Source organism: Streptomyces sp. NPDC050743, from assembly GCF_044456925.1.
GTDB lineage: Bacteria > Actinomycetota > Actinomycetes > Streptomycetales > Streptomycetaceae > Streptomyces.
In genome coordinates, this window is sequence record NZ_JBITGJ010000089.1 from 19,452 (window position 1) to 31,794 (window position 12,343).

Sequence of the window (12,343 nt, forward strand, 5' to 3'; positions counted from 1 at the left end):
CCCCCCCCGGGGGGGCGGGGGGGGGCCGGCCGCCCCCCCCCCCCCGGGGGGGGGGGGGGGGGCCGCCCCGGGCCCCCCCCCCCCCCGGCCCGAAGGACCCGAAACGACACACCGGAGTTGATCACCTTGGACGGACAGGAACTGCAGAAGATCGCGCGCGACCACACCGCGGAACTGCCCGGCACCCACCAGGAGCATCGTTTCGACCCCGACTGGGAGCTCCACAAGGTGGGCGGCAAGGTCTTCATGCTCATGACCGACATGCCGGGACGCCCCGTCGTGATCCTCAAAGCCGACCCGGACGACGCCACAGCCCTGCGTCAGAAGTACGCAGACATCACGCCCGGCTACCACATGAACAAAAGACACTGGATCACAATGGGAGGCGGAGACACCATCGACGACAAGCTGGTGAAGGAGCTCGTGACCGACTCCTACCGTCTCGTGGTCGGCGGGCTTCCCAAGTCCAAGCAACCCGTGGATCCAGCCACCCACAACCGCCACGCCTGACCCTCACATGCCCACCCTGCGACGCAGCGTCGCAGCCCTCATCTGGAGCCCCCATGCGCGTGTTCGTCACCGGCGCCAGCGGCAGCATCGGCTCAGTTGTCGTTCCCGAGCTCATCGCCGCTGGTCACGAGGTCCTCGGCCTCGTCCGCTCCGATGCCGCGGCGACGGCCGTCACCGCCGCCGGCGGGACGCCGCTCCGCGGCGACCTCAGCGACCTCGACAGCGTCCGCGCCGGTGCCGCACAGGCCGACGGCGTCATCAACCTGGCCTTCAGCAACGACTGGAACAACCTGGAAGCGGGCATCGACGAGGAAGCGCGCGCCGTGCAGACCCTCGCGACCGCACTCGCAGGCAGCGGCAAGCCGTTCGTACATGCCGGCCTCACGCCGATGATGCCAGGGCACACCTCCACCGAGGACGACCCCGACACCACCGACGGTCCGGTCGGCGGCCGCGGCCGCACTTCCCAGATGGTGCTGGCCCTGGCCGACCAGGGCATCCGCTCCTCTGTCGTGCGGCTGCCGCGCTCCGTGCACCAGCGCGGGTCGCAATACGGCTTCTGCTCAGTGCTCATCGCCGCCGCGCAGAAAACCGGCGTGTCAGCGTACGTCGGTGACGGCACACAGCGATGGCCGGCGGTCAACCGGCTTGACGCCGCCCGGCTGTTCCGCATCGCACTCGAGGAAGCCGCGCCGGGCACGGTCCTGCACTCAGTAGCCGACGAGGGCGACACCATGAGGACACTGGCCGAGGCTATCGGCGGCGTTCTCGCGGTGCCGGTCGAGTCGGTGGCGTCTGAGCGCTTCGGCGTCATCGGCCGCGTGTTCGCCCTCGACATGCCATCGTCGAGTGCGCTGACCCGGGAACGGTTCGGCTGGCAGCCCACCCGCCCAAGCCTGATCGACGACCTCGCTGCCGGCGGCTACCCCGCCCTGGGCTGAAATCCTCGGGATGCCGCCGCGAGCCGGCCAGCATCGCCGGCGAGCGCGGCGTTGAGGCGGCGTGTTTCGCTGACACCCGCGGCTCCCAGGCCGAGATCGTGCAGAACATTGACCGGCCCCTGCGCCCAAACCGCGAAGGTGCGGCCAGAACCGCCGGAACCCTCGTGCCCGTCTCCCTACAGCCAGGCGAGGCCCTTCTCGTCTGGGGTGAGGACTGGAGCGTGGCCGCGGGCCGGTCTCGGCTTGTTGCCGTGTCCGACTTGCGCTTCGGGATGGTCTCCTGCCTGGGGGCAGGGTTTGCGTCGCGGACAGCAGCCTCGCGCGCGTGATTGGTCAGGCGCCCGGAGCGATCGCACAAGCCGAGACACACACCCAGGTGCCCTTACGCTTCTGGTACGCGTCCGTGTACAGAGCCTCCTGATCCGCTCCATTGGCGAGCAAGGTGTAAGTGGCACGGCCGTGAATCAGAGCAACGTCACTGAGGATGCGGATCTTGACGCCGTGCACAGCGAGATCCTTGAAGGGCCGCGGCTTGGCGATGAATTCGAGGAACTCGGCACGGTTGCGGGTGACACCCGGAGTCTGCGAGATGAAGTCTTCGGCGAGAAACTCGCTGAAGCGCTTGACATCGTTGAACTGGTCGGAGTGGACGTAGTCATTGTTGAGCTGCTCGAGAATCGCCAGATCTTCGGCGAACTGCTCGGTGTCGCTCATTTTCTTGTTCCTTCCCTGTGCGGTTCGCCGCTGCCCGCAGGTGGGGCACCATTTCGGAGCCGTGTACACGGTGGCGGCGTGCAAGGCTGTGATCTGGCCAGGTGAGGATCGATGCAAGCCGACGCAGCAATCGAGGCCACCAGGGAGATCACCGCGGATAAGAATGCCAGAAGGATGGTTCTGTCTTGGCGAACCACGTTGATCACTGGTGTCGCGTCCTGCTTCGAGTCATTCCTTTGTATTGTTCTGAGCCACCCCGAAGTTCTGGAAACCCCCGGCCGTGTCTCTGCCATAGGGGTTCCACTTCATGAGGTTGTTTACAGCAGATCGAACAACGTGGGCTCGGGCCCGAGACCCTCGATCTGAGTCTGGCACTGACTCTCTACGGCAGGACGCGGATGACTGTCTTCCCCTCGCGTCGCTCGGTTCAGTTGAGGGTTGCGACCACGTTGTCGAGGCTCGCACGACACCGATGTTGGTCCGCAGCCGTCCGTAGCACACCCCCTGCGCTCCCTTGAACTGGCCGACCCCCAGCTCATGCGCTTGAAGGCAAGTGCCTGTGCCCGAGAAGACCGACTGGCGCCCGGGCGGCGTTGAGGTGACGCCGTACCCGCAAAGAGATCAGTCCGGGTCCCCGGCTACTCGGGGTGCGTCAGGAAAGGATCCGCACGAGTGCGGAGAGCGCCTCGGGCCATGCAGCGTCGGAGGGCACCCCGTATCCAACGACGAGGGCATCGGCCATAGCGTTCAGGGACCGTGCATGGCGGTATCGAGACAGGCTGGCCACTTTGAGGCCCTCCCGGGTGGCCGAGTGAAGGACCCGCTGCTCGGTCCCGGGCGGCAAACCGAGCACGGTGTGCAGGCCCGCCGGTGTCCCGACGACGCACACCTTCGGGGCGTGCTGGGCCAGGGCTGTGACCAGAGCGTCTCGTCGATCGCGGTAGCGCCGGCGGGCAGCACGTACGTGACGGTCGTAGGCACCGGAGGTGATGAATTCCGCCATCGTCAGCTGGCTGAATACCTCGCACGAGTCGATCTGCCCCTTGGCCGCCATGGCCTCCTCAGCGAGCCGGGGAGGCAGCGCCATCCAGGCGAGCCGCAGGCCTGGAGCAAGGGTCTGGCTGGCGGTACCCAGGTAGACCACGCAGTCGGGGTCGAGTCCTTGGAGCGCCCCGACCGACTGGCGGTCGAACCGGAACTCACCGTCGTAGTCATCCTCCAGGATCAGCCCGCCGGTCCGTCTGGCCCAGTCCACGATGGCCGTCCGGCGATCACGCTGCAGCGCCGTGCCCACAGGGAACTGGTGGGCCGGTGTGAGTAGGACCGCATCGGTGCCGACGGGCGGCACCGGCACGGTCCCGTGGGCATCCAACGGAAGCGGGAAGGTCTGCAGCCCAGCAGCCTCCAGCAGGCCACAGTAGCTGTTCAGGCCGTAGGACTCGACGGCGACGTTCCTCGCCCCACGCCCGGCCAGGACTCCGCTCAGGATCTGCAGGCAGTGGAAGACGCCAGCGCAGATCAGTATGTGCTCCGGACTCACGTACACGCCCCGGGCTCGAGCGAGATGGTCTGCGAGTGCGGCCCGTAGCTCCGGCCGACCGCGGGGGTCGCCGTAGCCGAGCGCGTCATCGGGGGCTGTGGCCAGGGCACGGCGTGCGGCTTTCAGCCAAGCTGCACGGGGAAAGGTGGTGAGGTCGGGGTTGCCTGGGATCAGGTCGTAGCAAGGGCCAGCGGACGGCTCGGCGGCCGGGCGCGCCAAAATCGGCTGAGTGATCATCCTGTCTGTCACGAGGGTGCCCGAGCCTCTGCGGGCGGTCAGCCATCCCTCGGCAACGAGGTCGGCATAGGCGTCAGCCACGGTGTTGCGGGCAAGGCGGAGCTCGGCGGCGAGCCGGCGGGAGGAAGGCAGCCGTGTTCCCGGGGCCAGGTGGCCGGTGCGAACAGCTTCGCGCAGGGCTTCGGCCAGCGCACGGCGCACACCTCGTCCAGCTTGTGGCAAATCAGCCCCAAAGGCATGCCGTAGCTGCGCTGGACTGATCACGGCGCAGGCGCCGAGGGGCTTGGCAGAGGCCGCATTGTTGACAGGAACATCGACCGGGCCGCCGGACAGCAGGTCGTCGATGGCAGTGGTGCGTTGGTTGTCGTTGATCAGATCAGTAGTCACGATGCGAACCTCAACATTCGACGCACTTGCTCTGCCGACGTTGGCGGTTTCGGCGAGTTGGTCGGCGGCGCGGGCGAGAAGGATGACATCGACTCCGGCCTGGGCAAGTCCAGTCGTGATCGCTGCGCCAATGCCGTGATCAGAGGCGGTGAATCAGCACGGTCTTGCCAACAAGCCCAGCTGTCATGCATCAGCGTTCCTTTCAACGCGGTGTGTGGGATGGGCTCTCCCACGCCCCGGTGGAGCACCACGCGACTTCGATGAGTGAGCTGGTCTCCCCGATTTCCTCTGCGCCTATCTGATGAGCGTCGATCCTTCGCACCGTCTTACCGAGAATCCGCTGTTGCGCTTGTTCCTCGACGCCTTGCCCCCACCCCTATCGATTGGGACCTGACCCAAGGCCGGTAAGTCAGCGATCTCCTGCATGAGTCCGTCGGCGACGCAGCGGTCCAGTTGTCTTTACTGTCCAGGGTGACGTCACCGAAGCGGGCCGCGCTGTCGCGGGGGCGCCGCAGACGGGCGGGGTCTTGGTTTGAGCAGGGCCGCGATGCGGTGCCGGCGGCGATGGACGGCGGCATGCCGGTCGTCCCGGGAAGCGGTCGGCAGTGGGGGGCTGGAGACTTGCGGGTTCGAGGACAGCGAAGTCGAGGCTCGTGACGGTGCGGCTGGTATCGGGTCTGCCGTCGTGGCGTCGGTCGCTGTAACTCGTCCCCGGATGAGCGGGCCCTCATGGGGACTCTTGCCGACCTCGCAGGTCAGGCACTGAAACGCGTCAGGTTGCAAGAGGCACGAGTCGAGCTGGCCACGGCGCTCCAGCAGACTATGCTCCCCACGCTGCCCGAGCACCTCCCAGGTCTGGAGGTCGCCGCCCGCTACCAACCAAGCCGCGAGGGGCTCGACATCGGCGGAGACTGGTACGACGCCTTCGTCATGCCCGACGGCGCCATTGCCCTGGAGACCGGCGACGCCCAAGGGCACGACGTGAACGCTGCCGCGGCCATGGGACAGGTGCGCGCCTCCATGCGCGCCATCGCTGCCCGCGATCCGGATCCCGCAACCGTGCTGACGCGCACCAACGAGCTGCTCGTCACGATGGGCTCGGCACGATTCGCCAGCTGCGCCATGCTGCGTATCGACCCAGGCGACGGACGGGTCACCGGTGCCAGCGCCGGCCATGTGCCGTTGCTGTACGCACGCGACGACGGCAGCCACAGCATCCGTGAAATGCCGGGCGGCCCGGTGCTGGGAGTCTTGCCCGAGGCCGACTACCTCGAAGAGACCTTACCTTCACACTGGACAAGGACGCCGCGCTGGTCATGGTCACCGACGGCGTGGTCGAAGGGCCGGCCCTGACACTGGACGACGGACTGGAGCGAGCTGGAACGCTGGCCGCCCAAGCCGTCCACGACGGGCTGAACGCCGAGGAGGCTGCCGACCGCATCCTCGACGCCGCGATCGAGGGGGACCACCTCGACGATGTGGCCGTGCTGATCATCCGACGCACATGAGGGCGCCCGTGCCCTCACACACCGTTTGGAAGATCGCGTCGTGGATGGCGCCTGGCCCCCAGAGTCGCTGACCTGCGATGTCGTGCAGGATCCCCTGTGGCTTTCCCTGGTTCACCGGGTGCGTGGGGTCCGTCGGGTCATCCCATGGGCCGTTTCCCTGCTTGGTCGGGTGGCCGGCATGGTCGCGGCTCGGCTGTCGTGTCGACTGGGTGCCGGGTTTCCGCTCTCCGGTCGTGGGCTCGTCGGGACGGCGAGGCCCGGGGCGACGGCTCCAGGGTTGGCGGACCGAGAGCCGAGAGGAAAAAGGACCTTGAGGTCCATTCAGGATCCTGCTAACCTTCGCACCGGTAATCTGGTCAATATGGCGGAACAGGCGAGCGACGAAAACGGCTCCCGGTTGACTGAGCGTGGGCGGGCGACTCGAGAGCGCATTTTGAGGGCCGCCGCCGACATGATGTACGTCAAGGGCGTGAATGCCACGACCCTCGACGATGTCAGGGCGGCCAGCGGCACGAGCAAATCCCAGCTCTACCGCCACTACCCCGACAAGGATGCGTTGGTGCGGGACGTTGTCGCGTTGCAGGCTGTAGAAGTGCTCGAACGCCAGCACCAGCTATTGCGGCGACTGAACTCCATCCGCGGGCTGGAGCGCTGGCGGGATGTGGTGATCGAAAACAATGCACTCCGAAATGGAGCGTATGGCTGCAGGCTCGGCTCCCTTGCAGGCGAACTGGCGGATCAGGACGAAGAGGCGCGCCAGGCGATCGCCCGGCACTTCGAGACCTGGGAAGGACTTCTCGAGGCTGGGCTCGCGCGGATGAAGGACTCGGGGGTCCTTCGCGCCGACGTGGACGCCGGAGAGCTCGCCACTGGCCTCATGGCCGCCCTTCAAGGCGGCTACCTCCTTGCCCAGACGGCCCGGGACGTCAAACCCATGAGGATCGCTCTCGACATGGCGATCGACCACGTCAAGGCTCATGCCGTTCCGCCCCAGGACGGCAAGTCGCCCGAAGGCGGCACCGCCGGGAGCTGATCCGTCCGGACGAGGCGGCACGGCCAAGTCCCGGCGCGATGCCACAGGCGGTTGCGTGGCCTTCCTACCGGCTGGACTTCACCGTCCACCAGCGGACGAGTTGGCTGCGACAGCGGGACGACATGCTCGTCTGCAGGTTCCCCTGCCCGCGCGCGGCGCCAGACCCAACGAAACCCGGCGGCCCCTACGTAGGGGCGGGGGCGCTTTCCGTCGAGTTCTCCGCCCGCCCGACATGCGGGACAGGACGTCCACTCACCGCCGTACCTCCCTCCACGTCGGAGGTCACCTAGCGTTTCGCCAACCGCCACCAGTCCCGGCTGCGCCAGCACACACAACCGCCCGACCGGCCCTCGGCGGTGTGTGCCGGCCCGTTGCGCCAAGTTGCTCGACCGCGGCCGGGATGCCGCCGTCGTGGCGTGCCAGCGAAACGCCATGGCGGCCGTGCAACGCGAGGCACCAGTATGCTTGGCCAACAAAAAGGGGACTATTTAGTCCAGCCAGTTGGGCCGGTTTGCGGTACGTTTGAGGAAAGCGGTCCGTTGCGGACGGCCAAGCAGTCAAGCGTCACGAGGATCCCCAAGGCGGTGGGCACCATGGATGCGCGTGTCCGATTCTCCGTGCTCGGCCCAGTCCAGCTGCACAGGCAGGGGGTCGAGGCTGGAGCCGGTCAGCCGAGGCAGTGCGCCGTGCTCGCTTCGCTGTTGCTCAGGGCAGGCCGGCCTGTAAGCCTCTCGAAACTGGTGGAGGACGTGTGGGGCGATGAGGCCCCACCGTCGGCCGTAGGCTCAGTGCGCACGTACGTCTACAGGCTCAGGCAGGCACTGGGAGAGCAGAGTGACAGCTCCGTGAGCCTGGTCGACGGGGGCTACCGGCTGCACATGCAACCGGACGCTCTGGACCTGAACAGATTCAAGGAGACGACGGCAAGGGCGAGAAAGGCCCGCGGCACCGGCGACCTGGCGTCCGCAGCGAGACTGCTGCGCGAGGGCCTCGACATGTGGAAAGGAGTGGCCCTCGCCGGGGTACCGGGGCCGTTCGCGGAGCAGCAGCGCCATGTGCTCGGCGAGCTGCGCCTCGCCTGTGCGGAGGAGCAACTCACCTGTGAAGTGGAGAGAGGGCGCTACACCGAAGCCGCTGCAGAACTGTCTGCTCTGCTTGCCGAGCATCCGCTTCGGGAGCGCATATGCAGCCTCCTCATCACTGCGCTCTACGGTGCCGGGCGGCAGTCCGAGGCCCTGACGATCTACCACACGACCAGTCATCTGCTGCGTCAACGCCTTGGCGTCAGCCCGTCGCCCGAACTGCAGCACGTCCATGAGTGCATCCTCTCCGGGCGATTCCGGCTCCCGCGCAGCGCCGACCGCCCGAAGGGCGCGCCACGCACGTCCCCGCCCCACGTTCCCGCTCAGCTCCCAGCCGCCCTGCCGAGCCTCGTCGGCCGCGAGAGAGAGCAGGAGCAGGTCGAGCGCTTGGTCGCCGATGCTGAGGCGACGTCCTCTGTGGCCATCTGCATGGTCGGTGGACTGGCCGGCGTCGGCAAGACGGCTTTCGCCACCACCGTCGCCCACCGCCTGGCTGACCGCTTTCCGGACGGCCAGCTCTTTGCAGATCTGCAGGGAGCCGGACCGGAGGCCGAGCCGCGGGACCCCGTGCACGTGCTTGAGGACTTCCTGCAGTCCCTGGGGACTCGCCGCGAGGACATGCCCGAGACCGCGCAGGCACGAGGGCTCATGTTCCGCGGCTTGCTGGCGAACCGCCGAGTGCTCGTCGTGCTCGACAACGCATGGAACACGGACCAGCTAAGGCATCTCCTCCCCGGAGGCCCCGGCTCCATGGCCCTGGTCACCAGCCGCATGCAACTGCCCTCACTCGTCGCTGCCTACCAGGCGCTTCCGCTGACACTCATGCCCCTGAGCCAGACGGACGCACGCAGCCTCCTCGCGCGCCGACTCGGTGCAGCAAGGACAGCAGCTGAACCAGAGGCCGTCGACCGCATCATCCGTCTGACCGGGCAGCTCCCCTTGGCCCTGGCCAATGTCGCCGCCCGTGCGGCCTATCGACCGCAGCTGCGCCTGGCAAGCCTGGCCGACGAGTACGAGGCGCCGCAGCGCAGCACTCTGGACGCCTTCACGAGCGACGATGACCAGGCGCTCGACGTCCGCGAGTCCATCACCCGCTCCTACCGCCTCCTCGACTCGGAAACAGCCGCACTCTTCCGCGCCCTGAGCGCCTGCCCAGCCCCCATGTTCGCGGCATCGCAGGTCGCGGAGCTGGCAGGACGGCCCGAGCGCCAGGTCCGCCAGGTCCTGTCGCGCCTCACTCGAACCCACCTCGTGTCGGAGATCGGCCCAGGGCGATACAGCTGGAACCGGCTTGTGGCCGCGTACGCAGTGGAGCAGGCGGGGCAGGGGGTCCTCGACCAGGGCGAACCAGCCCGTTGGTAGGGCGAGCCGGGGCCGGCATCCATGTCGTTGCCACAGGCACCCTGTCCGGGGCAGCGGAAGGATCGCGACGCCGCCGACGAGCTCGCCGGTCTCCGCCGGCTCGGTGGCGCAGCGTCCTGCCGGGAGCTCAAGGGCTGAACACTCGCTTGTCCACTGGCGGTGGATCCGCTCCATTGCTCCTTGCGGTCCTCTTGCCATCGTGGGGCCGGCCGACGGGCCACGCCGCCGTCGCCGTACACCGCCAGGGTCGCTGCGGCATCACCCGGCGACCACCGCAGCGTGCGGACGGCAGCGTGCCGCGCTCAGCACCCACACCGCCTTGATGGAGTGTGCCCCACAGACGGCGCGGCGGAGCAGTTGAGCGGCCTGCACCGCTTGGCAGGGAAAGCGGCACCCCGCCGGACCCGGCCTCCGCGGTCGTCTTCCTCCTCGCGTCGGCCTTGAGCTGGACCACCGGTGCCGTCCTCAGCGTCGACGGCGGGCTCATGGCAGACCGCAATTCCTAACGCAGCTGCTCGTCGATTTGGGCCAGGGCACCTCCCACGAGGACTTCGCGCATCGGCTCAGGCGAGGGGCGCCGGAGGTCAATACATCGGCCGAGAGTGACGGGCTGGGCGACACGATCGGCGCGTGCCCCACGCCGCGCGCGAGTCCCTCGTCGCAATACGCCGGAAATTCCGTCCGTGAAAACTCGGATGCGCGCACGCCGAAAGAAGGGCAGCGACTTCGCGTAGACGTCGTGTAGATGGTCTGGTGATTGGCTGGTCCGCACGAATTGACCTGGGGATTGAGAACCATGCACTCTGCGGATGTTAGAAGAACGTGCCGCTCGGCTCCGGATGGACATGCCGAAATCAGCGGCAACGCCCCGGCAGCAGGATCCGCCTCGGACCGAGGGAAGCTCGACCCGGAGTCCGCCGCCTGGGTGGACGCGCTCGAGGGCGGTCGTGGACCGCAGTTCGAGCAGGCCTGCACGCAACTGTACGAACTGCTGGTGCGGATCGCCGTGGGTGAAGTGTTCCGCCGGGGTCCTCGTTACGGAATCGCCGGGCCCGAGCTGAGCGATCTCGCCCACCAGGCGGCCGCCGACGCGCTGATGAGGATCACGCGTAAAATCCAGGAATTTCGAGGCGACGCCAGGTTCACCACCTGGGCCTTCCGATTTGTGGTACTTGAAGTGTCCAGCAAGCTGAGCCGCCATTTCTGGCGTGTTCCACATGCCCGGTTGGACCTGGTCGAAGGGGTGCAAGTGCCCGACCGCTCCGGTATCGACCCCGTCAGCCACTACCAGGCGCGAGAGCTGGTCGAAGCCGCGCGCGACGCAGTCGAGACAGCACTGAGCGCCCGCCAGCGGCGGGTCTTCACCGCCGTAGTCAACGGAATCCCCCTGGAAACACTCGCCAGTGAGCTGGAGACGAACCGCAACGCGCTCTACAAGACGATGTTTGACGTCCGTAAGAAGCTGCGAGCTCAGCTGATAGCCGGCGGACATCTCAGCTCTTCGGGCTGATGCGGCGGCGACATCGGCCATATCAGCGCTGACCAGGCAGCTCGCACTGCAGCCGCACACCTCCCAGGGGGGTCCGGCAGTCGTGCCCGAGCCGGGGTGGGCGTCGCGTCGTGCCGGCGCTGCCGGAGCGGGCCCCTGCAGAGGTCGAGCTGGATCACCAGCGCGGAGAGCCGCTGGTGTTCGGTGCCGGCGTCGATCTGGGTGACTCGGGCACTACTGGCGCAGATGCTCGTTTTTGTCGGCTGCACACAGATCTGACGCATGATCGGTTCCTCACTCATGGGGGCATCGCGTTTCGGAGATGACCGAAGCGGACTCCCCCACCGTTGATGCAGTAGCACCGCGTCACTGAGGCTTCCCGGACAGCTTTTTGGCGTAGACAACCTTTGGGGCTACCCGGGAGGCCCTGCCTTCATGTGCGGCGACTGCCGCACCCACCTGATAGGGACTCCCATGCGAGCGGCGCCCGAGGCGGACCTGGCCGGGCGACACCTAGAGGGTGCGCGTATGGGACGCCACGTCGGCGATGAACTGACGGTGAGCGTGATAACTACTCACCACGCCCGATGCTCCCGGTCGGGTCCATATGCGGGTTGTGCGCTGCCAGGACAGTGATCACGGTGGCAACGAGGGCGAGCGACCCGTACCCGAGGGCGATCTGCGGTAGCGAGAAGCTGTTGGAGAGTTGCCCGGAGATGAAGCTGAGGAGGGCGGCGCCCACGTAGCAGAGGAGGTAGATCGCGCTGAAGATCGGTGCCCGGTCGGCGAGCGTGCTGCCGTACAGCAGGCCGCGGGTGGCGGCACTGATGGCTATACCTTGACCGGCGCCCGCCACGATGGTTGCGGCGATGAACAACGCCAGTGTGCCTACGTCGATTGCTGCGACGATGCCGATCCATCCGGTCAGGAAGACGAGCATGCCGGTGCGTTGAGCCGCCGCGGATGTGAACCGGCCGCCGAGGGGAGCGCCGAGAACGCTTGGGGCCATATAGGCAGCGAACACCAGTCCCAGGATGAGCGAGCTGTGCGTGTGGAGCTGATCTGCGACGAGGGCAGGCATGAAGGCCTGGTAGAAAGCCCCGGTCGTCCAGGTAGCCACGAACACCGCGGCCGCGACGGGAAGCAGATGCCTGACCCGGGCCGGTACGCGAACCCGGGGCACCAGTGATCGCCAAGCGCCGGGCGTCGGCTTCGCGGTCTCGGGGCTGATGACGATGAGTACGGCGGACAGCACGAGGAGTCCGGCGGAAACCAGGTAGATGAGGTGGCGTGGCCAAGGGCCGAACTGGACCAGAGCGCCAGAGGCGATCGCGCCGAGGGAGAGGCCGAGCATCGGTCCCTGGCTCGACGCGACAGAGGCCAACCAGGTCGGCCTGCTGGGCGCGGCGTCGACGATGTAGGAGGTAAGGCTGCTGCTGGCCAACCCAGGGCTTGCGCAAGTTCCCGGGATCGCCCAACTGGCGTGAGGATGCCGCGGGTTGGGGTGGATGACAGAGCGGACACGGGATCCGTGATCATT

At 67.4% G+C, this 12,343-nt stretch carries 10 protein-coding genes and 1 pseudogene; 8 read left to right on the forward strand and 3 right to left on the reverse strand.

Going from position 1 to position 12,343, the window contains the following annotated elements:
• The first annotated feature begins 126 nt into the window (after positions 1-126).
• Together ACIBJF_RS42625 and ACIBJF_RS42630 are read left to right on the forward strand one after the other, a co-directional pair.
• Positions 127-510: an MmcQ/YjbR family DNA-binding protein gene (locus ACIBJF_RS42625; RefSeq protein ID WP_399182394.1), complete on the forward strand. Its 384-nt coding sequence runs from the start codon at positions 127-129 to the stop codon at positions 508-510.
• 53 nt (positions 511-563) lie between these two features.
• Complete coding sequence (locus tag ACIBJF_RS42630; RefSeq protein WP_399182377.1) at positions 564-1,451, forward strand: SDR family oxidoreductase; 888 nt, start codon at positions 564-566, stop codon at positions 1,449-1,451.
• 333 nt (positions 1,452-1,784) lie between these two features.
• On the opposite strand, the gene ACIBJF_RS42635 is transcribed toward ACIBJF_RS42630, so the two are convergent.
• Both ACIBJF_RS42635 and ACIBJF_RS42640 read right to left on the reverse strand, forming a co-directional pair.
• Positions 1,785-2,165: a nuclear transport factor 2 family protein gene (locus ACIBJF_RS42635; RefSeq protein WP_399182379.1), complete on the reverse strand. Its 381-nt coding sequence runs from the start codon at positions 2,163-2,165 to the stop codon at positions 1,785-1,787.
• 652 nt (positions 2,166-2,817) lie between these two features.
• Positions 2,818-4,467: pseudogene (locus ACIBJF_RS42640) on the reverse strand (aminotransferase class I/II-fold pyridoxal phosphate-dependent enzyme); the annotation flags it as partial.
• Between the two features lie 591 nt (positions 4,468-5,058).
• On the opposite strand from ACIBJF_RS42640, the gene ACIBJF_RS42645 reads away from it, so the two are divergent.
• The 6 genes from ACIBJF_RS42645 to ACIBJF_RS42670 all read left to right on the forward strand — a co-directional run bounded on the left by ACIBJF_RS42645 (position 5,059) and on the right by ACIBJF_RS42670 (position 10,824).
• Positions 5,059-5,682: a PP2C family protein-serine/threonine phosphatase gene (locus tag ACIBJF_RS42645; RefSeq protein WP_399182381.1), complete on the forward strand. Its 624-nt coding sequence runs from the start codon at positions 5,059-5,061 to the stop codon at positions 5,680-5,682.
• On the forward strand, positions 5,646-5,837 hold the full coding sequence (locus ACIBJF_RS42650; protein WP_399182383.1) for a SpoIIE family protein phosphatase: 192 nt from the start codon (positions 5,646-5,648) through the stop codon (positions 5,835-5,837). Before ACIBJF_RS42645 ends, ACIBJF_RS42650 begins: the two co-directional genes overlap by 37 nt.
• 361 nt (positions 5,838-6,198) lie before the next feature.
• Positions 6,199-6,870 carry a TetR/AcrR family transcriptional regulator gene (locus tag ACIBJF_RS42655; RefSeq protein ID WP_399182385.1) on the forward strand — a complete coding sequence of 224 codons (672 nt, stop codon included), beginning with the start codon at positions 6,199-6,201 and terminating at the stop codon, positions 6,868-6,870.
• A gap of 593 nt (positions 6,871-7,463) precedes the next feature.
• Positions 7,464-9,314, forward strand: a complete 1,851-nt coding sequence (locus ACIBJF_RS42660; RefSeq protein WP_399182396.1) for a BTAD domain-containing putative transcriptional regulator — start codon at positions 7,464-7,466, stop codon at positions 9,312-9,314.
• 329 nt (positions 9,315-9,643) lie between these two features.
• Positions 9,644-9,820: an SDR family oxidoreductase gene (locus ACIBJF_RS42665; RefSeq protein ID WP_399182386.1), complete on the forward strand. Its 177-nt coding sequence runs from the start codon at positions 9,644-9,646 to the stop codon at positions 9,818-9,820.
• 419 nt (positions 9,821-10,239) lie between these two features.
• Positions 10,240-10,824 (forward strand): sigma-70 family RNA polymerase sigma factor, encoded by a 585-nt coding sequence (locus tag ACIBJF_RS42670; protein ID WP_399182388.1) that lies wholly within the window; start codon positions 10,240-10,242, stop codon positions 10,822-10,824.
• Between the two features lie 550 nt (positions 10,825-11,374).
• Here the strand turns inward: ACIBJF_RS42670 and ACIBJF_RS42675 are convergent.
• A complete protein-coding gene (locus ACIBJF_RS42675; RefSeq protein WP_399182390.1) occupies positions 11,375-12,247 on the reverse strand; it encodes a hypothetical protein in 873 nt (290 codons plus the stop codon).
• Positions 12,248-12,343 lie beyond the last annotated feature (96 nt).

Coding starts and splice junctions, on each gene's coding strand:
- ACIBJF_RS42630 (WP_399182377.1), top strand. CDS start 564: ATGCGCGTGTTCGTCACCGGCGCCAGCGGCAGCATCGGCTCAGTTGTC.
- ACIBJF_RS42635 (WP_399182379.1), bottom strand. CDS start 2,165: ATGAGCGACACCGAGCAGTTCGCCGAAGATCTGGCGATTCTCGAGCAG.
- ACIBJF_RS42645 (WP_399182381.1), top strand. CDS start 5,059: ATGGGGACTCTTGCCGACCTCGCAGGTCAGGCACTGAAACGCGTCAGG.
- ACIBJF_RS42650 (WP_399182383.1), top strand. CDS start 5,646: ATGGTCACCGACGGCGTGGTCGAAGGGCCGGCCCTGACACTGGACGAC.
- ACIBJF_RS42655 (WP_399182385.1), top strand. CDS start 6,199: ATGGCGGAACAGGCGAGCGACGAAAACGGCTCCCGGTTGACTGAGCGT.
- ACIBJF_RS42660 (WP_399182396.1), top strand. CDS start 7,464: ATGGATGCGCGTGTCCGATTCTCCGTGCTCGGCCCAGTCCAGCTGCAC.